Annotated in this window: 19 protein-coding genes and 4 pseudogenes; 11 read left to right on the top strand and 12 right to left on the bottom strand. The window is 46.8% G+C overall.

All coding sequences use genetic code 11. The annotated features are described in order from the left end of the window. Nucleotide 1 precedes the first annotated feature (1 nt). Entirely contained in the window at nucleotides 2-571 is a 570-nt protein-coding gene (locus CWM47_RS31315) for a hypothetical protein (RefSeq protein WP_100992492.1), read from the bottom strand. 34 nt (nucleotides 572-605) lie between these two features. Between CWM47_RS31315 and CWM47_RS31310 the strand changes: the two are divergent. Further along, nucleotides 606-858 (top strand): annotated as a pseudogene (locus tag CWM47_RS31310) (ISLre2-like element ISRsl1 family transposase); the annotation flags it as partial. Between the two features lie 26 nt (nucleotides 859-884). Beyond that, nucleotides 885-1,151 (top strand): annotated as a pseudogene (locus CWM47_RS31305) (transposase); the annotation flags it as partial. Between the two features lie 20 nt (nucleotides 1,152-1,171). Here CWM47_RS31305 and CWM47_RS31300 read toward each other — a convergent pair. The 4 genes and pseudogenes from CWM47_RS31300 to CWM47_RS31285 form a co-directional block, all read right to left on the bottom strand. Then, nucleotides 1,172-2,114, bottom strand: a pseudogene (locus CWM47_RS31300) (transposase); the annotation flags it as partial. A gap of 307 nt (nucleotides 2,115-2,421) precedes the next feature. Then, a complete protein-coding gene (locus CWM47_RS31295) occupies nucleotides 2,422-2,946 on the bottom strand; it encodes a HupE/UreJ family protein (RefSeq protein WP_157816096.1) in 525 nt (174 codons plus the stop codon). A gap of 28 nt (nucleotides 2,947-2,974) precedes the next feature. Continuing rightward, entirely contained in the window at nucleotides 2,975-4,177 is a 1,203-nt protein-coding gene (locus tag CWM47_RS31290) for a hypothetical protein (protein WP_100992490.1), read from the bottom strand. Beyond that, complete coding sequence (locus CWM47_RS31285) at nucleotides 4,174-4,770, bottom strand: TetR/AcrR family transcriptional regulator (protein ID WP_100992489.1); 597 nt, start codon at nucleotides 4,768-4,770, stop codon at nucleotides 4,174-4,176. The genes CWM47_RS31290 and CWM47_RS31285 overlap by 4 nt, the downstream gene beginning before the upstream one ends. A 969-nt stretch (nucleotides 4,771-5,739) precedes the next feature. Here CWM47_RS31285 and CWM47_RS31280 point away from each other — a divergent pair. The 7 genes from CWM47_RS31280 to CWM47_RS31250 all read left to right on the top strand — a co-directional run bounded on the left by CWM47_RS31280 (nucleotide 5,740) and on the right by CWM47_RS31250 (nucleotide 11,411). Then, the gene (locus CWM47_RS31280; protein ID WP_100992488.1) at nucleotides 5,740-6,828 is read left to right on the top strand and encodes a sensor histidine kinase; all 1,089 of its coding nucleotides are present in this window, start codon (nucleotides 5,740-5,742) and stop codon (nucleotides 6,826-6,828) included. Further along, complete coding sequence (locus tag CWM47_RS31275) at nucleotides 6,825-7,559, top strand: LytR/AlgR family response regulator transcription factor (RefSeq protein WP_100992487.1); 735 nt, start codon at nucleotides 6,825-6,827, stop codon at nucleotides 7,557-7,559. Before CWM47_RS31280 ends, CWM47_RS31275 begins: the two co-directional genes overlap by 4 nt. A gap of 124 nt (nucleotides 7,560-7,683) precedes the next feature. After that, nucleotides 7,684-7,854 (top strand): Sec-independent protein translocase subunit TatA/TatB, encoded by a 171-nt coding sequence (locus CWM47_RS31270; RefSeq protein ID WP_100992486.1) that lies wholly within the window; start codon nucleotides 7,684-7,686, stop codon nucleotides 7,852-7,854. A gap of 23 nt (nucleotides 7,855-7,877) precedes the next feature. Beyond that, nucleotides 7,878-8,621 carry a dioxygenase family protein gene (locus CWM47_RS31265; protein WP_100992485.1) on the top strand — a complete coding sequence of 248 codons (744 nt, stop codon included), beginning with the start codon at nucleotides 7,878-7,880 and terminating at the stop codon, nucleotides 8,619-8,621. Nucleotides 8,622-8,748: 127 nt separating this feature from the next. Beyond that, the gene (locus CWM47_RS31260; RefSeq protein ID WP_100992484.1) at nucleotides 8,749-9,279 is read left to right on the top strand and encodes a hypothetical protein; all 531 of its coding nucleotides are present in this window, start codon (nucleotides 8,749-8,751) and stop codon (nucleotides 9,277-9,279) included. After that, entirely contained in the window at nucleotides 9,279-10,004 is a 726-nt protein-coding gene (locus CWM47_RS31255; RefSeq protein ID WP_100992483.1) for a pirin family protein, read from the top strand. Before CWM47_RS31260 ends, CWM47_RS31255 begins: the two co-directional genes overlap by 1 nt. Before the next feature lie 594 nt (nucleotides 10,005-10,598). Then, complete coding sequence (locus tag CWM47_RS31250) at nucleotides 10,599-11,411, top strand: class I SAM-dependent methyltransferase (RefSeq protein WP_100992482.1); 813 nt, start codon at nucleotides 10,599-10,601, stop codon at nucleotides 11,409-11,411. Nucleotides 11,412-11,881: 470 nt separating this feature from the next. On the opposite strand, the gene CWM47_RS31245 is transcribed toward CWM47_RS31250, so the two are convergent. The 5 genes from CWM47_RS31245 to CWM47_RS31225 form a co-directional block, all read right to left on the bottom strand. Then, nucleotides 11,882-13,681: a DUF885 domain-containing protein gene (locus CWM47_RS31245; protein ID WP_100992481.1), complete on the bottom strand. Its 1,800-nt coding sequence runs from the start codon at nucleotides 13,679-13,681 to the stop codon at nucleotides 11,882-11,884. A 460-nt stretch (nucleotides 13,682-14,141) separates the two neighbouring features. Further along, nucleotides 14,142-14,996, bottom strand: coding sequence for a sigma factor-like helix-turn-helix DNA-binding protein (locus CWM47_RS31240; RefSeq protein ID WP_100992480.1), 855 nt, complete (start codon nucleotides 14,994-14,996; stop codon nucleotides 14,142-14,144). 33 nt (nucleotides 14,997-15,029) lie between these two features. Beyond that, on the bottom strand, nucleotides 15,030-15,629 hold the full coding sequence (locus CWM47_RS31235) for a carboxymuconolactone decarboxylase family protein (protein ID WP_100992479.1): 600 nt from the start codon (nucleotides 15,627-15,629) through the stop codon (nucleotides 15,030-15,032). Between the two features lie 359 nt (nucleotides 15,630-15,988). Then, a complete protein-coding gene (locus CWM47_RS31230; protein WP_100992478.1) occupies nucleotides 15,989-16,879 on the bottom strand; it encodes an alpha/beta fold hydrolase in 891 nt (296 codons plus the stop codon). A gap of 15 nt (nucleotides 16,880-16,894) precedes the next feature. Continuing rightward, nucleotides 16,895-17,449: a TetR/AcrR family transcriptional regulator gene (locus tag CWM47_RS31225; RefSeq protein ID WP_100992477.1), complete on the bottom strand. Its 555-nt coding sequence runs from the start codon at nucleotides 17,447-17,449 to the stop codon at nucleotides 16,895-16,897. Nucleotides 17,450-17,750: 301 nt separating this feature from the next. Here CWM47_RS31225 and CWM47_RS31220 point away from each other — a divergent pair. After that, a pseudogene (locus CWM47_RS31220) lies at nucleotides 17,751-18,041 on the top strand (YnfA family protein); the annotation flags it as partial. 203 nt (nucleotides 18,042-18,244) lie between these two features. Then, the gene (locus CWM47_RS31215; protein WP_157816095.1) at nucleotides 18,245-19,144 is read left to right on the top strand and encodes an alpha/beta fold hydrolase; all 900 of its coding nucleotides are present in this window, start codon (nucleotides 18,245-18,247) and stop codon (nucleotides 19,142-19,144) included. A 160-nt stretch (nucleotides 19,145-19,304) separates the two neighbouring features. Here CWM47_RS31215 and CWM47_RS39860 read toward each other — a convergent pair whose 3' ends face one another. Next, a complete protein-coding gene (locus CWM47_RS39860; protein ID WP_262511983.1) occupies nucleotides 19,305-19,436 on the bottom strand; it encodes a hypothetical protein in 132 nt (43 codons plus the stop codon). 593 nt (nucleotides 19,437-20,029) lie between these two features. Beyond that, nucleotides 20,030-21,907 carry a BamA/TamA family outer membrane protein gene (locus CWM47_RS31210; RefSeq protein WP_100992474.1) on the bottom strand — a complete coding sequence of 626 codons (1,878 nt, stop codon included), beginning with the start codon at nucleotides 21,905-21,907 and terminating at the stop codon, nucleotides 20,030-20,032. Nucleotides 21,908-21,917: the final 10 nt, after the last annotated feature.

Here is a 21,917-nt window from a genome sequence, read left to right as displayed (position 1 = left end):
TTCAGTCGAAGCTATCTTCAAAAGTATATTTTACACCAATTTCATTAAACAAGTTATCACAATAAATATGAAAATTTTTAATTGAAGATGTCTTGGGAATTATTTCTGATTTCGTCGTACTAAAATATGTATAAAATCTTTCTTCAAATAAAGCCAATTCTACTTGAGTGCTTATAGTATTAAATATTTCATTACTGTCAAATAATGTTTTATATTTATATAATCTATTTTTTAATTTATTTAAAACCGTCTTTATTTTGTCAATATATTTAATTTTATGTCCTATATTTAATAATTCAGCTATAATACTAATCTCTGTACACAGTACGTTTATATCTTTTGCTAGCAACTTGTCAGTATGATTTTTATATTTATTAGCAAAATAATTCATTTTATTTATTAATGCAGATTCAGATATATCCATAAATTCTATTTTCATAAATTCCCATATATTAAAAAAAATAAATTCATCGTAATTTAAGTCAATATAATTTTCGAACGGTTCGCATTCTAATTTATCAAACTTATCTTTATTAAATCTTTCAGAAACTGTGAGATCCCAAGGGTGCATTTCAAATTGTCGCCTGATGTCGTTAGCTTAGGGCATGACTGAAGATGAATACATAGCCTTGGCCCGCCAAAAATATCAAGACCTGCAACAACTTAAAAGCAAGCCAACTTTCTACGACTATGAAAAGTCGTTCGATGAAATTTGGCAGGAATTGGGTCGGCAAGTCTTGGAAAAAAGCCTGAGTGATGTGCCAACTGACCGACGTAAAAAAAAAGATGACAACGCGTTACGGACAGATACAAATTGCTAACAGTGAATTATTTAGCCAACACCCCAACGGATTTGGCACACTAGCTAGCTAGTAGCTCCCTTTGAGCACTCCTCGGGCAGTAGTGTAGGGGGTAAGACTCGCGTGAATCATCATGCCCGAAAATCACTGAAAACCTTACTGCATATGGCGGCTATGTCGGCTCTTCAAATGCCCGGTGAATTACAGGAGTATTACCAGCGAAAAGTTAAAGAAGGCAAGAATAAGATGTTAGTTATCAACGCACTAAGAAACAAACTCATCCATCGGGTCTATGCAGTCGTCAAGCGGGGTAAAAAATATAACAAAAATTATACGCCAACCCTTGTTTGAACCATAGAAATCGGCCCGGCCGTGTCAGCCAATACCTCTTCTAAACGTAGCTCATTGGCGGCCAACCGCTGCTGAAGCTTCACCATAATATCGGGTAAGCACTGGCTATCGCGGCCATCAGCAAAATCGGCCTGCACATGACTAATGACGCCTTCGGCGGTATCCACTGCCAGGCTACAATGGTAATTGAGTTTGCGGGCTTTGCCGGGCTTGACCGAGATACGAGCATCGGGATCGGTAGGGCTATAGTGCGTCTTGTTGCTCAGCAATTGGGCTTTTTCGTGGCTAGCTCCTGAAGTAGGAGGTGCATTCTTCAAGTTTTGCTGGTGCTTTTTCAACTGTTTCAATTGATGATCGGACGCGGTAATAATCGATCCAGCGTGACGCTTGCTGGGTGGAGGTATCGTGTCCACTACCTGATTCTGATCCTCGACCGATTGAACTAGCCTAGGACCAGGTAAATCGGGTTGTTTTTCTAGTAGTCGTTCCATCGACGCATTGGCTTTGACGGGTGCCGAGTCAATGGCTACTCTACGGCCAGCCACCATGTTATGGGCTACACAGAGGCTGAATACTTTATCGAACACAGCCTCAAAGAGTACCTCCGGATACAGTTGTCGAGTACGACTCAACGTGGAGTGCCAAGGTAATAGCTCATCAATGTTATAGCCCAGGAAATACAGCATATCCATCCGCATAGAGCAATGCTCGACCAACTTTCTGTCGGAAGTAATATTCTCTAGGCAACCGATGAGCATGAACTTGAAGAATACGACGGGGTCAATAGAGGGGTTGCCTGTATGGCCATAGAGCTGTTTAGTGGCCTCATAGATGAAGCCGGGCTGCCGGAGCAGTCAAGTCGAGCGTCTCCTTTAACCGGCGATAAAAGTTGTGCTCAGGGACGCGGCTGGACAGCTGAAAATAAGTGATGTGTTTTTCGGTATAGTCTTTTCGGCCTTGCATCCCCTTAAGATACAGAAAAGACCATTCATATCCCTAAGCAGGGTTGTGCAACAGCCACGAACGTTCAATAAATGAGAGATTCTTACTGAATTGAATCCAAACTACGGGCCCCAAAATTCGTCATCGGGCATCATCGTATTCTTATAATTAGAGTCTTTTTTGAGAATGCCATAATAACTTTTCTAATAAAAGCTGATCCAGCTATGGCTAAAGAGAAGTAATACATACGTTGATCAAACCGTTAAGCGTCATCTTTTCACTCAGTAATGCATTCAGGCTAGATATACGATCCAATATGCCTACCCATTTATCGCACTAACAAGTAAACGCCGATTAAACTCGTCACTACACCGATCTGGCGTAAGTGCCTTCTGCCTTGACTCGCTTCCACCAGTAGAAGCCCGCCAAAGGCACCAATCAAATGAAGACTAACCGTTGTAATTAAAAAGCCAAGGATGTATTCCGTGATCCCCTCGGTTCGGTTCATTTCTGAGCCATGGGCGAACCCATGGCAAAAACCAAAAATACCCACCCCAAAACTAGCTACGAACCAACCAGTCGGTTGATCAATACTGACAGCTAAACCCAGCATCAGTACCGACATCGCAATAGCTGTTTCCAAATACGGGATCATGGGGTAGAGTATTCCCGCTACACCACCCAGAACCATCATCCCGGCAAAACAGGCTGGCACGATATAAATCGAGCGCCCCCCCAGTTGGGCACTCCAAGCCCCTACGGCCAGCATAGCCAGCAGATGGTCTAAACCTGTGAGCGGATGCAACAAACCCGTGCCCCCCATACCATGACCCCAACAAGGCTGAATCCACACTAGCAGGAAGCTGATTAACAAGCATCCCTTAGCTAAGGGCGCTCGTCGGATGTTGTTTCGTTTTCTTATGATCATTCAGAATAAGCCCTAAAGCAAGTATGGCTGGAATCATGGGAAACAAGGCCGTATACATGCCTGAAAAGTAAGTGTAAGGCACTCCCTCCTGAACCATGCGAACAACCGGAAAAACCAGTAAATGAGTGGGCTCTCCGACAATCATGCCTACGATCATGAACCATAAAATAAAGTTGCCGAAAGCCTGCCTTTTCCAAAGGCTATAACCCGCGAACACCCAAACAAGAGGACCAATCAAAGTGATCAGATAATCAAATTCAGCATCACTCCAGGGATGGTGTGAAATGGCGGCAATACTCCGATTAAAATGCGTCAATACTTCCTCCCCGACATGGCCATAAAACAAAGCGAGTAAGAGCAGATATAGCGGAGCAACTTTATGGGGATCGGCGCTATTGTGAGCGGTTGTTTTTCGCCACCCCATGAGGCCACCCATCATGGAGCCAATAATGACACCAACCGGAAGCGGCCCCGCCTGAATGTACAAGGTGATTGCATACACGGCCCCAAAACTGACAAATAAACCCGACCATAAGTTGATCCGTCGAGTTGTCATTGACTCAATAGGTTGGGCAACGACCGACGTTGGAGTTGACTTGGCTAGGGTTAATAAGCCCCAGGCGCTAAGCAAAAATTGCCCAATACCGATAAAAACACCCAGAAAATAGCTATGCGGGTATCGCGTTAACTGGGTTAGTTCTACGCCCACTTGGATCAAGGCTTCAAGGCCACAAAAGAGAAACCCCCAAAGCGCGAAGAACAGCCCGGTGGCAGGCTGTTTGATGAGCAAGTAGCCCCCCACTAAAAGCAAACAGACGGGGAGGCAAACTTGGACTAGGTACCAGTGGCTATAGGTGTTGGCCATGTGAGCCTGGAACAGGGTAGGGTATTGCGCCTGAACGAACTCACCATAGTGAGCTGCATAGCGAACGGTACTTAATCCCAATAGAGATACAATATTTATTAGGTAATAAACAACGACCCGTGGAGGAATTGGCTCTGATTTAGCCCGACGAATCCAAACCAGTAGGGCTATTCCACTCAGCAAACTATACTCTAGGCCTACACCTATACCGGCTTGGGTAAAGAGACTAACCGAAACGGTGATCGCCAAGCAACCAATCCATAATTGAGGGGATAAATTGGTCCTGTTCATGAGTTCGTTGGGTTGAGTGGTTGGTTCAACAGTCGATCTTTAATGTGTTTTTTACGCTGTTGAATAAACTGTAGATACCCCGTCGGGGTCAGGTCAAGCACTTTTTCTAACATGGGCTGAGCCACGAACGGATAGACACACAAAGCGACCATATCGGTAAAAAACTGCTGGGCTTGGTTAGCGGATGGAAAATGTTTTGCGAATTGGGCTAAATTGATTCGCTGGTTACCGGCAAATACATCGATCATTCGTTGTGGATCTCGATTAATTTCGTGCAGCACAAAGGCGGGTATTGTCGGGTTAGCCGACAGCGCGTCCAGGGTATGGTCAACGTAGTGGATGACGATCTGAGCCAGGGGTAGTTCACTGGTTAGGATTAGCTCAATTTTAGCGATAAACAGGTCGAGGGCTAGTTGGAAAACTTGTTGGAATAGCTCCTCTTTGGTTTTAAAGTAATAGTGCAGCATGGCTTTATTGATGCCCGCTTTGTCGGCGATCTCTTGCATGCGGGCCCCATGAAGCCCTTTTTGTTGAAAGATGGTGACCGCTTCGGTTAAAATCCGACTTTGAGTAGATTGCTGAATGATAGCCATTAACTAACCAGTTGGTTAATGGCAAAGGTATATTAATTTATTGAAACATCCCTATAAAGAAGTTGAGCGTCAACAAATTCACCTTGGTTGGTTGAGAAATCCGAGGCTTCGTCTGATCTATGACCTAGCTGTTGACCGTATTTTTAAACGCCCGAATTACAGATACTCAAATGTCGTCTCGTCTCACGCGGGAGCGAAATGTGAGACAGTGATTTTTTAATATCTGTCAAACACCATCAGTAGCATACGGGCCTTGGAAAAGTCCCATGCTTAAGTATTTGTAGCAACTATTTAAGCAGGGCACTTTTCCTTTTTTCAAGAGTCCGTATTCTACTGACAGGTGTTGACACTTATTAAGACAAGATGTGCCTTTTAACCCCCCGTTTAAGAAGCGCACATATAAACCCTTCTGCGTCTCAAGCGGGAGCGTTTTAAGAGAATCCTGATTTTGAATGAATTGGTAAAATAGAAGTAACAAGTCAATCCGCCCCTACCAGGTTATAACTTGTATAGTGGAAAGAATTAGCAGGGGTTTTAACGGGTTGTTGCGCTTCTGACTAAGAGTGGATGGGCAGGTAGGAAAACCTCGCCAATTAGTAATTTCTTCCATTGAAGTGGCCCGTTTTTAACACCATTACTGGAGATTTTCCGGTATTTGTCTTTCCTAATCGGTTACTTCACCCACTCACCAAATGATTACTTTTACAAGTGTTGTCACGAAGTACAACGCTTAACCACTGGCCAGAGTAGCCAGAATAACAAGCTATTCACTAAAATGATACAAAAGTGACGAAAATACAGCCAACCGCTACTGAACTTTTCGAGGGTCCGTCATTGCGGCTAAAGTTTCCTATCATAACTACTTTTTGAGCAGTGACGGACTGCATTTACCGATAGTTCCTGCCTCTTTACCGCGATTGATCCCTTTTTTGTGTTGTATAGGTTAACTTTCCAGGGTTGAAAACACCTATGAATCGCAAAGCAGTACTTCTACTTATCCATATAGTTGGGTGCCTGGCCTTTCTGGCTTTCCCGTACGTCTTTGCCGAAGACGGAATGGCTAAGTTAGCCGAGTTGCCTTACAATTCGCACGAACGGCGCAATGTGGCGTCATACCTGCTGACGATTGGCTTCTTCTATCTAAATTTTTACGTCCTGATTTCCAGGCTTTTCTTCAGGCGGAATTACGTAGTGTATGGACTGAGCGCGCTGGGCTGTTTTTTAGTTATACAGGGAATTTTAGCAACGATTGTTCGACAAGGGCATCAGCGTCCACTTAACCACCCCAGTGCCCACCGGCCCCCGCCCCCCTTTCCAAATTTGGGCCGTCCGCCGTTGCCACCCGTCCGCCCCAGCCCCATGCGCCCCCCGCCAGTTGGACCTCCGGAAATCAGCCAGACGTTTTTTCTGTTTCTGGTGGGGTTGCTGCTGTCGCTGGCTATACGAATTAATAACCGCTGGCGTGAAACAGAGCGCCAACGACTGGATACGGAGCTATCGTACCTGAAAGCGCAGATTAATCCGCATTTTCTGTTCAACACCCTCAACAGTATTTATTCTCTGGCCATCGTTGAATCGCCCCCAACGGCCGATGCCATTGTGCAACTATCGTCATTTTTGCGCTATGTTATTGATGAAGGACGGCAGAACCGCGTCGCCCTAAGCCATGAGTTAGCCTACATCGGTCATTATATTGCGCTGCAACGGTTGCGCTTAGCTGAAACTGTGCCCATTGATTTTTCTACCACTGTCAATCCGAATGGGCTACAAATTGCTCCGTTGTTGCTAATATCGTTCATAGAAAATGCGTTTAAGTATGGCGTTAGCCCGCAAGATCCGGCCCGCATCGACATACTCATTGAGCTAAACAGTGATCAGCTTTATTGTTATGTGTTTAACCGAAAAGTACGCGTGGCTGATTCAACAGCCTTGGGTAGCGGCATCGGCTTAACCAACGCCAAAGTGCGGTTGCAACTTTTGTACCCGGGTCGGCATGTGTTGGTGATCAACGACCAACCCGATTGCTTTACGGTCGAACTTAACCTGACTCTCTCATGATCCGCGCCATTGCTTTAGACGACGAGCCACCAGCGCTTAGGGTAGTAAGCCACTTCTGTCAGCAAGTCGCCTTTATTAACATGCAAAAGACCTTTACTCGGACCGACGAGGCCCAGCAGTTTATTGCGGAGTCAGGTACCGATCTCTTGTTTCTGGACATCAACATGCCGTTCATATCCGGTACGGATTTTTACCGGGCTATTAGTGCCAACGGTGAGCAGACTTTGATGGTTATTTTCACAACTGCCTATGCCGAATACGCCGTAGACGGTTTTAACCTCAACGCGATCGATTATTTATTGAAGCCCTTTACCTTCGAACGCTTTTTGCAGGCGGTGACCAAGGCCCAAGATTTCTTCCGCTGGCAACAGCGCACCGATCCTGCCAACGACTACCTATACATCAAGGCCGATTATACCGTTTACAAGATTGCTTTACATGATGTACTATTCATTGAGGGACTAGACGACTACCTCAAAATTCACCTCGCGCCAACCCCTGGCCAGAACATTAGCCGCCCTATCGTAGCCCGAATGACCATGAAGGCGATTCTTGAAAAACTTCCCGGGGCTGATGACCTTACCCATCCGTTTATTCGCGTGCATCGGTCGTTCATTGTTCCCTTTAGCCGAATCGAAGGCATCCGTAGTAAAACCATTCGTTTAGCCGGACGTGACATTCCCATAGGTGCCAGTTATGAACCGGATCTGATTGAGCGTTTCCGGTCGTAAGCCCCCATTTACCGACACATTGCTCTGGTTTACCGCTAAGTGACTTCGGCCTGCAACGAAGCCCCTTAGCGGTAGCGTTATACCAACAAGTAGAGCAAGAACTTAACAAGAAAACCCCGGGTATATGTTTGGCTTAGGCACCTCTGAAATCAACCTGATTCTGGCCGCTATCCTTCTGTTTTTTGGCGCCAAAAACTTACCCAATTTAGCCTGTGGTTTAGGGAAAGGCATTCGCGAGTTTAAAGCCGCCACGCAAGACGTCAAAGCAACCATCACCAACAATTCATTCAATTAATCTAACCGTATTCTCTTCATACAATGGAACGCAACGAATTTCTTAAGCGCGGATTTAGTAGCCTGTTGGGTATAGCTGCCTTAAGTGCCTGCAGCAACACAACTATTGACCCGGCCACCACCGGGACGAACTCCGGTACAACCCCCTCATCGGGCTCGACCAATGGGAGTTCAGCCAGCGATTGTTCGGTTACACCTTCGGAAACGGAGGGGCCTTTCCCTACGAAGGTGCCCGCCAATTTTATTCGGAAAGACATTACCGACGGACGGACGGGTATTCCGATGACCATGAACATCACCATCAAGAATGCCAGCGCTAGTTGCGCATCCCTGGCTGGTGCAATCGTGGACGTTTGGCATTGCGATAAAGATGGCTACTATTCTGAGTATGGGGGCAGCGGCATGCAAAGCGTTAACTTCCAAAGCGTTGACTTTCTGCGCGGTCGGCAAACGACTGACGCCAATGGTCTGGTTGGTTTTACGTCGATTTTCCCAGGTTGGTATGCGGGTCGGGCGCCCCATATTCACGTGCACATTTATAATGCATCAGGAAAGTCATTGCTGGTAACCCAGATTGCTTTCCCGTATGACATAACCAATACGGTTTACACCACGGCCCAAGCCCAGGGGTATACGAAAGGCGCACAAGACACAAAGAACGAACGGGATAACGTGTTCAGTGATGGGTTCACCACTGAGCTGGCAACGGTATCAGGCAGCATTACGGCTGGCTACACCCTCACGCACACAATCGTCGTCAACGCTTGATGTATTGTCATCGCTTCGTAGTCATGGGCGGTTGGTCATGGGTGGTCAGTCGGCCACCTAAGCCAGCGACGGCAAAAGGTGTACTTACCAATGACTAACCACCCATGACTACTTAGTGACTCTAGTGATGAAAGGTCTGATTCGTTTAGCGTATTATAAGATTATTGATCTATCGTCAGCGAAACCCTGGGATAAGCTTGTTTTTGAAGAAACCTACCAGGAGTTTTTCATGCAAGCTCAGCTGTTTAACCCTGGAAACAAGTATCAAACGTTTCAGGAGTTATTGGCGAATGCGCCGAATGCCGACCGGTTGCATTATCTAACTAGTCGGGTCGCTATGGGCTATTTAAAGCAGTTAAATCAGGTCGTTCCCGGCATTGTAAATGCATTTGGAAAGACTTGCCTGCCTTTTACCGAGTTCAAGTTTGAGATCCTGGAGTCGTATGTCGAGCGGAAAGAAGCGCATAGAATCGCCATTACCTTTTTTAGTGACCCACTCAGCTGGATTGATATCATTGATGGGCAGCTCTTAATCGCCTACGGTGACCAGCATTCGGCCTTACAAGCCGGGCAAGTCGTTAACACCGATTTAATCGCCCTTCAGCCCTATTTAACCATATGGACGTACCAGCCTCTTCTTCCTGCCACGATCGATTAATGAACACGCAAGCTCAAGTACAGATCTACTTAGCCGGGCAGCGTGGCCATTCAGAGTCGGGCAATCATCAAAGTGATTATACCTTTAACTACGGTGTTTACTCGGCCGAAGGTAGGGAGCCATTCGGTGCTTTATACCTTGTAAACGATGAACGACTTACCGCAAAATCCAGTCTAAGCTGGCAAATTGATGAACCCACTGAAGTTGTGTTACTACCGGTGAAGGGTGAGCTTGACTATAGCTTCAACGACTTAGTGACTTCACTGGTACCGGGTCAAGCCGGTATATTGTCACTAGTGGCTGGTGTTTCTTACAGTGTCACCAACCCCTACCCATCTGAGTCGATTAACTTCATTCAGTTTTGGCTGAAAAAACCGCTTAATGACTTCTCGGCGGTTGCTAGTCAGACTGGGTTTGACCTGACTCAGCAGAATACTCTATTACCCTTATTTGGTGAATCAGATCCTGAAGGAGCAACTGGTTACCAGGGATTTATTGGTCGCTATTCCGGCCGGCAAAATGGTGTTTATTTTGTACGGCCCTTCATGAGTGGTCAGAAACGGCGGATTTTCGTGTTTATCCTTCAAGGTGCGTTTGAAGTAGCTAACCGACTCCTTCACGAAAAAGACGGGCTGGCTTTAGAATTTGAACAGAGTGGAGAATTAGAGTTTGAGGCCTTATCAAATGACGCCCTGCTTATTCTGATCGACCTACTTAGGGAATAGAAACATAATCAACGTTGATTTGTATTGACTCCGTGTAATTAAGTTAGTTCGTAGTTCGTCACAACCCGCATCGTTCAGGTTTCCTGCCGAAGTGACGTTCCACCGTGGTGGTGCAACACGTTGGCAGTAACTAGTAAATCCGTTTTTACAAATGGACGTAGGCGGCCTGCGACCCGAAACTTTCTAAAGAGCATTGAGCTACCAGGTCCTGTCCCGTGTCTGCCGAGCACTTGAAGGTAATAACTGTAATAGGCTCTCCCTTCGTAGTCATAACAGTTTGTATCGCTCAAAAGTGGTTTGGTAAACGCCCCAATTAAGAAGCAAACCCATCAAAGCCAATTAGTCTCGCATATGAGCGTTTGCTGAGACGCTGGTTTTTAATATCTGTCCAACCCTAGCCGTAGCATATGCGAAAACAACCGTTTCCTAAATAGTACGTAGATAGCATTATAGGTTTTACGTAATTGGTACTCGGTTTCTAGGAATATCTGCTACATCAAAAGAGAATCTAGTAAAAACAATTTTGCTAGGTTTAGGCATGTAGCCCCGGTTTTCATTAAAGACCGTTTCTACTTTTTAATCCGCTAATCTAAGATGAATCCCAACCAAGCTTTATGGGAAAAAGGGGACTTTACTCAAATTGCCCAAACCATGCGCCAAAGCGGTGCAGCACTGGTCGCCCAACTGGGCATCACCGAAGGTCTAAAAGTCCTTGACCTGGGTTGTGGTGATGGCACCACGGCCATACCCGAAGCAAAACTTGGCGCTACTGTCCTGGGGGTTGATATTGCCAGGAATCTGGTGGAAGCGGGCAAGGATCGGGCCAAAGCGGAAGGGCTAACCAATTGCACCTTCCAGGAAGGGGATGCGACCGATTTGCATGAACTGACCGATCAGAGTTTTGATCTGCTCGTGAGCATATTTGGGGCTATGTTCGCGCCAAAACCGTTTGATGTCGCCAGGGAAATGGTTCGTGTTACCCGCCCCGGTGGACGAATTGTGATGGGGAACTGGATACCGGGCGATCCGACGCTGGTGGCGCAAATCTTAAAGATCAGCTCGGCCTATACACCCCCACCGCCCGAAGGCTTCCTTAGTCCCATGTTATGGGGTGTCGAGAGCCATGTTATCGAACGTTTTGAACAAGCGGGTGTGGCGAAAGAAAACATAACCTTCCTTAAAGATACGTTCACCTTTAACACGTCTTATCCCCCATCAGAATACGTGAAGACGTTCAAAAACTTTTACGGCCCAACCATGAATGCTTTTGAGGCCGCGGAAAAGAGTGGTAAGGCCGTAGAATTGCAGCAGGAATTAGAGGTTTTGTTTACCAGTCAGAACAAAAGCACCGACACGAATAAAACCTCTATATCCGTTAATTTCTTACGGGTGACTGTGACACGTTGACCGTAATATTTAGCGCTTTTGATGAAGGCAAACTAGGTAGTTTTTTACAAGAAGACAGTAGCTAACCGTATGCGACTAATTGTAGTTGACAATTATCAAAACAAGCTGTCCAATTAAACGCCCGTGGCTGTTGCACAACTCGAAACGAAGGGCTGTCTGGCGTGTCTGATGTACTGAAAGGACCGTTTTAGCCTTCCATTAACACGGGATTTTGACCGGTCAGCGGCTTTGCCAACTACAATCCTGACTATGCAGGAGTTGTGCAACAGCCACGCCCGTTTTATGGAGCAGATACATGAACGTTCCTTCGTCTCATACGGGAGCGTTTTATAGGATTATAAGACATGTCAACTTCAGGCAATAGCATACGGTTGTTATCGTAGCCATGAGGGGGTTTTCAATTCGGCAAAAGACCCGTCTATCCTACTGCGTCAAACCGTACTTTAAACCCTAGACATTCGATGTTCTTTTTAGTTTAGCTGACCTTTAGCCCAAGTTGCCAGTTGTTTATCCAAGATTTCCAGAGGGATAGAACCGCCCCCTAACAGTTCATCATGAAAAGCCCCCAACTGAAAGTGCTTCCCTAACTGCTGTTCATAGGCGGTTCGTAATTGCCTAATCTTTAACTGGCCAATTTTGTAACTCAGGGCTTGACCAGGGATGGCCATGTAACGCTCAATTTCAGCCGTAGCCCCGGCTTCGCTTAAGGGCTCATGGGCCATCATGTAGCGAATCGCCTGCTCCCGACTCATGCCCTTCGTATGCATGCCCACATCCACTACTAGACGAACAGCCCGGTGCATTTCTTTGACCAGAGCGCCTAAGTACTGGTAAGGATCGGTGTATACCCCTAAATCTTTTCCCAATGTTTCCGCGTAGAGTGCCCAGCCCTCGCCATACGCACTGAAATTAATAAATCGACGAAACGTAGGTAATTGCTCATTTTCCATTTGTAGACCGATCTGATAATGATGGCCTGGTATGGCTTCATGCAAGAAAAGAGCTTCCATACCAATGGTTACATTATAGGTTTTGGCGTCTAGAATGGGCACATAAAAGATACCAGGCCTTTTTCCGTCTGGCGTACCCGGCACGTATTCAGGGCCGCCACTGGCCGCCCGAAACGCTTCGGTCTGACGTACCTCAAAACTAGCTTTGGGCACGTGGTTAAACATCGTTTTAAGGCGGGGATCAATCCTAGCCTGGATGGCCCGATAAGTGGTTAGTACATCCTGGGGCTTGGTAAAGGGCATGAACGTCTTATCCGTCAGCATATACTGAAAAAAGGCCTGCTGGCTTCCCCTGTACCCCAAGGTTTGTTGAACACTATCCATAGCCTGCTGGATTCGTTTTACTTCCGAAAGACCGATCTGATAAATTTCGTCGGGTGTTTGGCGGGTTGTGGTATGGTAGGCAACCAGGAAGCTGTAGTGTTTCTTGCCGTGGGGGAGCGCTTCGATACCAGTGGTTTGTCGGGCGTTGGGTAGGTACTCCGTGGTTAAAAAATAGCTTAGTTTTTTGTAAGAAGGGACCAACTGCTGGTTGATCAATCGAACGTACGCGTTGGTCAATCGCTTCTTATCGGTTTCACAAAAATTAATCGGCAACTGATGGATGGGTCCATAAAAGAGGCTTTTTGTGGCATCCCTTATGAGCATGGCATCGAGTTGAGGAATCATCTTTTTGACCAAAACAGCGGGTAGTACAATATGGGCTGCCATCCCCTTGCGGAAGTAAACAATGGCACTGTCTGCCCAAGCCGAAAAAGCGGTAGCTCGCTTTTGCCAGTCCTCATAGTCTTTGACCGTTTTGAAGGGTTGTGCGCCTGAGCCACTACCAAATTGACCCATTAGCAGCGGCACCCCTCCATTCTGGGTAAAGGGCATATACTGATGATCCTGAAAGTAACCGTTGAAATAGCCGACCGATAATCCCTGAAGGGACATATCCATTTCACGGATAAAGATGGCATAACTAAGCTGATCAGTAGGACTTAACTGTTTAGGATTGAATTGTTGAATGGCGGAACGATAGTGCATAAAAAAGTGGGTCAGTTTCCGGCTATAGCTGTCAGTGAAATACGGATAAAGCTTATCATTATTCAGACTCTCGCCGTTCAAGGTTGATTCAATCGGGACGAGTTGCATCCGCTCCTGATAGTAGCGTTCGAAAAGGGCCGCTAAGTCTGGATTATCCTGATGGATCGTTGGGGCTACACAAGCGGTAAGCAGAAAGCAAGTCAAAACAGGTAAAAAAAGGCGTTTAATCATGCTATAGGCGTGCGTTAAAATGAGTAGTCAGTTGTTTTTAGCAGAGGAGTAGTTTTGCCGTTCTTGCCGACGGACCAGCCTAAAATTCACAAGCTTCGGCAGCAGTCAACGAAGCATGCCTAACTGCACCTTACGAGTGATCTGTTTTTATAAAAGCCGTTAACTTGGCTAGAAAGGCCAAACGACAAACTATTGGGGCGGCAGCAGCGACTGACTGTCCGTGTCGTACTTTTCGGCAGAACTACCTATACTTATTAAGTTGAGAAGCTGATAATTAAACTTCGCCTAAATATAGAGTTGCCCACCGTGTAAATCTGCTCGTTGGGAAGAAATAGCCCTATTATTTCCTGGGTATATCGCCTTACTATAATGTCTCAGTAGATGCCCCTTGTCTCAAATAGGAGGATTTAATGAGAATGAGGGGGATTTGTGCCATTTTCTACAGTAAGCGAATTAACGATTAGCACAGATTGGCCTGAATATGTAGTTTATCAGGATTACGCACATACAAAAGACGAGTGATTTGGTTAGCATCCCAGCCAATGTAGGTCATCGAGTCTAGCTCACCGGTTTGCCCCTCAAAAATAAGCGAACCAGGTTGCCCATTGACAAAAGCTGGTCGGTGGATAAAGTCATTACCCTGATTCGCTGGCAACTGCATGACACCCAATAAAAACTTTAGCACCTTCTGAAGGCCAAACAGGGGCTTGAGGCCAGCGGCACGTTTGCCGCCTCCATCGCTGAACAATTCGATATCTGATCGTAGCAACTGGTTGAGCGCATCTCGATCCTGACGGTGTAAAGCCACCAGGAACGCTTCCGTGAGAGCCCCATGAGTAACAGGCTCTACCGGCTGAGGTTTACGACCAGCGAGTTTTTCCCGCGCCCGGTGCAACAGCTGACGACAGTTGTCAGCCGAAAGACCCGTGAGTTCAGCAATACTGCGGTAGTCCTGGGAAAAGCTTTCCCGCAGGATAAACACCGCCCGTTCGATGGGATTGAGTTGTTCCACTAGAAACAGCAGACCGTATTCAAGGGTCAGTGGCTGCTCGGCCTCCAGGGTGATATAGGGTTCGGGGAGCCAAGGACCGGGGTAAATTTCCCGTTGCTTTTTTAGCTCCTCGAGCCGGTTAATACTTTTGTTGACCGTCATGCGTCCCAAGTAGGCTTTTGCATTCTGGACACGATCAACCGACAGCCATTTTTCGTACACGTCCTGAACGATGTCTTCCGCTTCTTGGATCATACCCAACATTGCATAAGCAATTCGAAACAGGTAAGGCCGAAGGTGAAGGATTTCTGCTGTAATGAGCATAAGGCGTTGACAGATAGTAAATAAAGCCAGCGTTTAATTTATTTGCGCCGTAGCAGCTACTTCCTTTTTATCAGAAATGACTTTTTTCTGCGCTATATCGCAGATCATGTCGGAGTGAATATTGAGGCCAATATTACTCATGTTATAGTAAAACTCGGAAGCTACAATCCAGACAATCTCGCAGATTGAGCGTTCGTCATACTGCTGAGCCAGTTTGTCGAACAACTCGGCTTCCATCTGGCGGTCCCGGGTGAGCCGGGTGACAAAATCGAGCAAAACCTTTTCTTTTTCCGAAAAGAGGGGGCTGCGTGAGTAGTCAGATAAGGCCTCAAACTTCGCCTGATTCATGTGGGCCATAATGGTGAAGGCTCGGCCTATATCGATGCAGAAAAGGCATACATTCAGTTGAGCCACCCGCTCCCGCACGAGCATAACCGTTTCAGGGGGTAGTTTGAGCTTTCTGTCGAGCTGGCCAATTTTGCCCGAAAAGGAGCCAAAGGCCAGCGGGAGCCGGACGGCCATAACTTTCAAGGGAGTAATCACTTTCCCGAAGCGTTTTCGGGTGAAGAAGTAGAGCACTTTCCAGAGTAAGCTCTTGGGTTTTTCAATGGGGGTCAGAAAAGGCGTATCCATTTGCGTTAGCGTTTTAAGCAAAGACTGGATACGGGTGATTTTGTGACAAGCCGGACTGGTTTTTTATAAGCCCCAGGGTCCTATCGACTTTTATAAAGACAGTGAAGGGAAAAGAACCGAACATGATCTCTGAGTAGGCCTACCTTTTGTCGCTTCGAATAATTGACATTATAGTTTTGAGCTGCTCTAATTCTATTGAGCTGATTCATAAAAGGATTCTCCTTCCTTTCTCAAGCAGGAGCGTTTAAAGAAACGGGACTTCCAATCAAGATCAACGAGAGTATTGGTCAGCAACCACTGAACTTCAGTAACTAATACTTATATCGTAACAAGCTAGTTGCGGTTATTTATGGGCCTGGCTAACCAAGAAAATCGTGTATGAGTCTAATCGTTTCAAGGGGCCTCTCTTCCTGCACAAAATGGCCTGTTCCTACCACTTCTTTTATTTCCAACTTAGCAACGTAAGGGGGTAACGCATAAGAAAGCATCTGGTAGCCGGTAGGACTAGCTATGCCAATAGTTGGTGCCTCGACATGCTTGCCTTTAATATCTTCAATGTCTTCAGGAAAGGTCTGATACCAGCCATTTGAAGCTCTAATAGCATCCTGATTGTTGTAAGCCTGGGCGTACACCTGTCTGTCAAACCCACTGATGGCCGTCTTGTCCTCGAGCAGTTGGTCAAAAAGCCAATCCTGTACCAGATGGAAACGGCCTTCCAGGACCTGTTCCGGCAAGTTCTTAACTTGATTAAAAGCGACCCACCATGGATGAACACCCGCCCCAGTCGAGAGCATGGGAAGCTTGTACATGTTTTCGTCAGGATGGGGTGTATCCAGCAAAACCAGCTTTTCAGTCTTTTGAGGAAAATGGGCCGCGAAGCTGAAGGCTACGGCAGCCCCAATGTCATGACCGGCGATGTAGGTTCGCTCAATGTCCAATTGGTCGAGTAAAGCAGACACATCACTAGCCATGCTCTTTTTCGAATAGCCCGTCATCGGTTTATCCGAGCTTCCCATACCGCGCAACTCAACTACAATGACCTGATAGCTGTCAGCGAGCAAGGGCATGATTTTATGATAGCTCCACCAAGTTTGAGGCCAGCCCGGTAATAAGACTAGCGGCTTACCTTGACCACCCAGGATATAGTGCAGTTGAATGCCATTAACCGTTACATAGTTGCTGGTGAAACCGGGGAGCTGTTTGACTAATTCGCTATCGAAATAGGTGTCGGCTGTGTTGATTGATTGCATACGTTTGATGGCTGGTTAGTGAAGGCCAATACTTCCTTTGAATGAGGTCCATGAAAACTTTTTGATGTCGTTACGAGCAACGTCGCCTGCTTGTTGGGCTTCGATAGCGATGTCCACCATTCCTCCAAACAAATTATAGATCCAGGGAATTGACAGCTTCCTATCGATTGCTCCTTGTTGCTGAAGAAGCTCGACCAACCTAAACCAGTTGGCTTTGACATCGTCATAGGCCACTTCATGGTTATTGCCCAGATCCGTATACTGATTGCGTTTGAACAGTTTTTTGACGAACGAATACTGAACACCTACTTCTAGGGCCGCATAGAACATGTTTTCAATCTGGACGGCAGGTTGTTCACTACTATGATAGGCTTCCGTCATTTTGAGATTGCAAACTCGGAGCATGGTTTGTTTGCATTCTTCCACTAATGTATTTCGGTCGTTGAAACAGCGATGTATCGTTCGTCGAGTCACCCCGGCAACGTTAGCAATCTGTTCTATGGTGGCTGATTCATCTCTGTTGAGGGCGACAACAGCAGCTTCAATCAGTTTTTCCTTCGTCCCTTTCATGTCACAAAACTAGTACAAATTACTCACTATTGTGACATTTTGAGTGGTTTTAATGAAACAAATGCGTATCACAAAACGCCCTGTTTATAAAATGCTAAATTCCTTCTGTCTCACATGGGAGCGTAACTTGAGAATAAGTAAGTAATAGTTACTTGCTTAAGAAAGGGTGATTTGATCCTTCGTTCACAATCAAACGAGCGTTTACACAGGAACTATGCAGAAGATTTGCGCATCGCTTGCTAGCTCTATCTTTGACCGAACGAATTAGAGTTTTACGAGTAGGCTTCTAACTGTCTTAAAATCTATTTTAGTATTTATTTTAGCTGGCTTGTGCGAGATCGGGGGCGGTTATCTGGTCTGGCAATGGATGAAAGAAGGTAAACCGCTTTGGTACGGCCTCTTAGGTGGCATCATCCTGGCAGCTTATGGTGTTGTAGCTACGTTTCAACCGGCCGGATTTGGCCGCGTGTATACCACCTATGGCGGGTTTTTCATTGTCATGGCTCTTCTGTGGGCTTGGAAGGTGGATGGATTTAGACCCGACAAATATGATATTATCGGCGCACTCATTGCACTAACGCTCCCGGGATAGAGTGCGTCAATTGTGCTTAATCACCACCTATTAATCGGAAACCACACAGTCGTGCCGACAATAAAGATAAACTAGTCAAAATGGCTGTACTAAGCATCTTAGTAGGTATCAATGCATTTTAATCATTGATAACCTAGTACAGTAAGGTCTTTTTCGCCCATCTTTAGGAAACCTCCTGATTAATTAGTCTCTCTTCAATGTCCATGGTCTCTCGTTACAAAGATCCCACTCAAGCGGCCCACTTCAATGATCAATGGGCTCAGGCACTTCAGCAACTGAACGGGCTTCAGCTGCACCCCCATACCCTGACCACCGACTGGGGCCAGACCCGCGTTTGGATTCACACGCCCCAGCGCCGTATCTACGAAACAATTGTGCTTCTTCCCGGCTTTAACGCGAGCTCTCTTGTCTGGCTGGTTGGCCAGGGGATCAATAGCCTGAGCAAGAACTACCGGTTGTGTCTGGTTGATATCAATGGACAGCCGGGCTTTAGTGAAGGGATGATTCCCAAACCGGGAACAGATGAATATGGTCACTGGACCCGCCAGGTGCTCAAGCAGTTGGGCATTAGCCGGGCGACTCTGATTGGACACGCCTTGGGTGCTCTCATCTGTCTCAAAGCCTGCCGGGTATCTCCTGAGCTTGTCAAGAAAGTAATTTTAGTTAATCCCGCTGGTCTTCAGCCACTTTCACTCTCGATCGCCTTGCTACGGTATTACTTACTAGCTTTACGAGGTCCCTCTCATGCCTCCTTACAGGCTTTTCTGCGAGAAGCTGTTTTTAGCCCACTGGCCCCCCCGCTGAACCCAGCGCAGGAAAAGCTGTTGATTGATTTTCAATGCTACTCGCTGAGTTCCTTCGAACTCACTCCCTGGTGGCACCAGACGTTGGCTAAAGAGGAGTTGGCTTCGGTTCAAACTCCACTTTATTTAGTCTTGGGCGCTCAAGATAAGTTATACCCCTATCAGGCCAGCCTGAGCCGGGCCACTCAGCATCTGCCCTCTCTGGTAAGTGTAACCGTATTACCGAAGCTTGGTCATAGTCTACAAGGGAATACTATTCTTTTTTCGGCTCTACGATCAATTCTAGCCCAAGGTGATTGATCCTTCTAGTAATTGCTCGGAGATAAATAGCGCATGAGCAAGCTAATGGGTAGACTTTATTCTCTAGTAGGTTAAGCCTGTTTAATCCCTGGACAATCCTTACCTGCTGGTTGTTTAGGTTTGACCCTGGAAACAGGCACCAAGCCGCCGATAGGTAAGGCTATCGATCGACAGCAGCCGGATCGCTGATCAATAGTCTCCGGAAGGGTGTTACCCTTTGTTGAATGAAAGCATTTAGCAGGGCAAACAGGTTGTTGGTGTGGTAGTAGTTGTCAATGGGTGGGTTCGCCATTTTGTATCGTTGCGACGAAGCGTAAATTTGGGTAGTTCTGCGGAAAAGTACATAATTCGTCGTTTGAACTAACCTCGTTAGTTAGTGATCTGATACTCTTTGCTTTATGGTTTAAAAAGTTAGTATCATAAAGTCAAACCCAATAGAATTATTGAACCTATTTTCTGGCCCCAGTTTTTGGTACGATTTGATTGGTAAAACTTTTAATCGACTGTGGTTCAGAAAGGTATGGCTTTTTGAACCCTAAGGCCGTTTCGTCCTATTTGAGCAGTTTATTCGATTAGATAAGCCAAGTGACGAATTATGTACTTTCCCGCAGAACTACCCAAATTTCGTCACTTGCTTTCAATTCTGTGTAATGCAAATGGAGCGTGGCTGTTGCACAACTAGAACAAAGAGCAGTCCGAGGTTTCTTATATACTGCAAGGGTCGTTTTAGCCTTCCACAAACACAGGATTTTTACCAGCCAGTGGCTTTACTAACCACACTTTTGACTATGCGTGAGTTGTGCAACAGCCACGAGCGAATTGTGAGACAATGATTTTTTAATAACTGTCCAACGCCATCAATAGCATACGACCCTACTCTATCGGTTATTGGTAGGCAATAATCTGGGGAGCCGGTAGATCAAAATCCCGAAAACGAACCGAGGGAACTGCTTCGAAAGCCTGTCGAAAGGGCGTGGCGTTGCCCGGAATGTTAGGGTAATACGCTAGCCGGATCTGAATACTGTTAAAGGTCAGGTTTTCATTCCGCAACCGAAAGCCCAGCCCGTAACCCTGGTAAAGCGGACCCGCCAAGAAAGACCGATCGGCAAAGCTCACCAGCCCTACACTCACGAAGCTGAGCAGTGCCACCCGAAAGCCCACCACACTGACCCGCGTGAAGAGAATGTTCTCGTAGCCCAAGAATAAGCGGTGGGTCCCCCGTAGGGCATCACTGGCTACACTGATGGCATCGTTCTGGTTGCCGCTGCTGGTATTGAGCGAAATGTATTCGTTATTAAACCGGCCAATGCCCGCCGTATAACGACCCGTGAGAAAGTGCCGCAGATTGCCCCATCGGTTAAGTAGCAGGGGACTAAAGTAATTGGTCTCCAGCGAGAACACCCCCTGCTCGATCCGCTGCCGCCGGTGAAAGCCCCCGATACTCACTAAGCTGTAGAGATAACCCAGATGGGGCACGTAATTACCCTGGGCGAATGATAGACCAGTGTATAAGCGCTGGCCCAGCTCGGCGTAATCAACGCCCCCGGTGGCAATCAGGGAGACCCCCACCGGGACGTCTTCGGTCCGGCCGAAGCCATAAATGAGCACATCCCTCACGTATTTGCGGCGGGAATAGCCCAGACTAACCAGCGTAGTGCGGTTGTTCTGGTAGGCCTGATTGGTATCCGCCGTGACGGTGGGACGTTGTACGTACGCATAATTCGTATTGCGCAGGGCTACAATCAGCCGGGAACGGCCCTTGGTGTCCGTACCCGACGGCTTGTAAAACAAGCGAAACGAGCGGCCCAGCCATAGGTCAGAATAATAATAGCCGATCGGAACCCGTATTACGCTGTCCAGTCGGGTGATCACCTGAGTGTTGAGCTGGGTATGGTTCAGTTCAAATGAGCCCGCATATTTGGTATCCGGCGTTATGAATGGGCGGTAGAGTTTGACCGAGGCTTGTTTCAAGTCACGTAGATATACCCCGTCTGCCTGTGCCGTTAAGAAGGTTTTGCCGATAAAGGGTATTTTATAATGAGCCTCGTACTCCAAGGTCTGGCGAGGGTCGCTACCCGAATAAGCTAGTTGGGCGGATACCTGATGGCCCAGGCCCCGGAAATTTAGTTGTTGTAAACCAACACTAAAGTTGTCAAATCCACCAAAGCCTCCTGTTGGCAATAATGACCAAACATCTTGGGTAATTACGTAGATATCGACTACAAACTCCTCACTCGGACGAGCAACGGCCTGAATCCGAGCATCATGGAAGATGGAAGTCGTTCGCAGAAGCCGCTCGTTGTCCTGAAGTACAATTGGGTCCAACGCATCGCCGACCTTAAAGAGTAAATACGAATGGCGAATTACATATTCTTTAGTGTTTGTATGCAACTGACTGCCCAGTTTTTCGAACCTATTGCCTGACTGGCGCAGTGTATCATAGACCGAGCGGCCAAACACGCCCAGGCGACGAATATAAATGGCACCTATGGTTTGACCCTTAAACGCTGAGAAGGGGTTCACGGCCAGCGTGCTGACTTCGCCCGTTTGGGAATGACTATTATAGACATCTTGAAAAACCGCGTCATATAACTGGTGAGTAAGCCGGTGTTTATACATGCGGGTTTTCAATCGGGTATAAAAAACGCTGTCGCGCTGGTTACTTTTAGGCGACAGGGCCGTAATATTAAGAGCCATCGACGAATCGATGGCTCCCGCCCTAATAGCTTGTTTGCGGAATTTCTCAAGAGGTAAGGGGGCCATCTTTATTTGG

Origin of the sequence: Spirosoma pollinicola, from assembly GCF_002831565.1 — a bacterium.
Taxonomy (GTDB): domain Bacteria; phylum Bacteroidota; class Bacteroidia; order Cytophagales; family Spirosomataceae; genus Spirosoma; species Spirosoma pollinicola.
The sequence above is the reverse complement of the archived record's forward strand: the minus strand, read 5'-3'. Positions and strand labels throughout refer to the sequence as shown.

What these genes read in the sequence shown, in the direction of transcription:
- CWM47_RS31315 (WP_100992492.1), bottom strand. Translation starts at nt 571, where the DNA reads ATGCACCCTTGGGATCTCACAGTTTCTGAAAGATTTAATAAAGATAAG.
- CWM47_RS31290 (WP_100992490.1), bottom strand. Translation starts at nt 4,177, where the DNA reads ATGAACAGGACCAATTTATCCCCTCAATTATGGATTGGTTGCTTGGCG.
- CWM47_RS31285 (WP_100992489.1), bottom strand. Translation starts at nt 4,770, where the DNA reads ATGGCTATCATTCAGCAATCTACTCAAAGTCGGATTTTAACCGAAGCG.
- CWM47_RS31280 (WP_100992488.1), top strand. Translation starts at nt 5,740, where the DNA reads ATGAATCGCAAAGCAGTACTTCTACTTATCCATATAGTTGGGTGCCTG.
- CWM47_RS31275 (WP_100992487.1), top strand. Translation starts at nt 6,825, where the DNA reads ATGATCCGCGCCATTGCTTTAGACGACGAGCCACCAGCGCTTAGGGTA.
- CWM47_RS31270 (WP_100992486.1), top strand. Translation starts at nt 7,684, where the DNA reads ATGTTTGGCTTAGGCACCTCTGAAATCAACCTGATTCTGGCCGCTATC.
- CWM47_RS31265 (WP_100992485.1), top strand. Translation starts at nt 7,878, where the DNA reads ATGGAACGCAACGAATTTCTTAAGCGCGGATTTAGTAGCCTGTTGGGT.
- CWM47_RS31260 (WP_100992484.1), top strand. Translation starts at nt 8,749, where the DNA reads ATGAAAGGTCTGATTCGTTTAGCGTATTATAAGATTATTGATCTATCG.
- CWM47_RS31255 (WP_100992483.1), top strand. Translation starts at nt 9,279, where the DNA reads ATGAACACGCAAGCTCAAGTACAGATCTACTTAGCCGGGCAGCGTGGC.
- CWM47_RS31250 (WP_100992482.1), top strand. Translation starts at nt 10,599, where the DNA reads ATGAATCCCAACCAAGCTTTATGGGAAAAAGGGGACTTTACTCAAATT.
- CWM47_RS31245 (WP_100992481.1), bottom strand. Translation starts at nt 13,681, where the DNA reads ATGATTAAACGCCTTTTTTTACCTGTTTTGACTTGCTTTCTGCTTACC.
- CWM47_RS31240 (WP_100992480.1), bottom strand. Translation starts at nt 14,996, where the DNA reads ATGCTCATTACAGCAGAAATCCTTCACCTTCGGCCTTACCTGTTTCGA.
- CWM47_RS31235 (WP_100992479.1), bottom strand. Translation starts at nt 15,629, where the DNA reads ATGGATACGCCTTTTCTGACCCCCATTGAAAAACCCAAGAGCTTACTC.
- CWM47_RS31230 (WP_100992478.1), bottom strand. Translation starts at nt 16,879, where the DNA reads ATGCAATCAATCAACACAGCCGACACCTATTTCGATAGCGAATTAGTC.
- CWM47_RS31225 (WP_100992477.1), bottom strand. Translation starts at nt 17,449, where the DNA reads ATGAAAGGGACGAAGGAAAAACTGATTGAAGCTGCTGTTGTCGCCCTC.
- CWM47_RS31215 (WP_157816095.1), top strand. Translation starts at nt 18,245, where the DNA reads ATGGTCTCTCGTTACAAAGATCCCACTCAAGCGGCCCACTTCAATGAT.
- CWM47_RS39860 (WP_262511983.1), bottom strand. Translation starts at nt 19,436, where the DNA reads ATGGCGAACCCACCCATTGACAACTACTACCACACCAACAACCTGTTT.
- CWM47_RS31210 (WP_100992474.1), bottom strand. Translation starts at nt 21,907, where the DNA reads ATGGCCCCCTTACCTCTTGAGAAATTCCGCAAACAAGCTATTAGGGCG.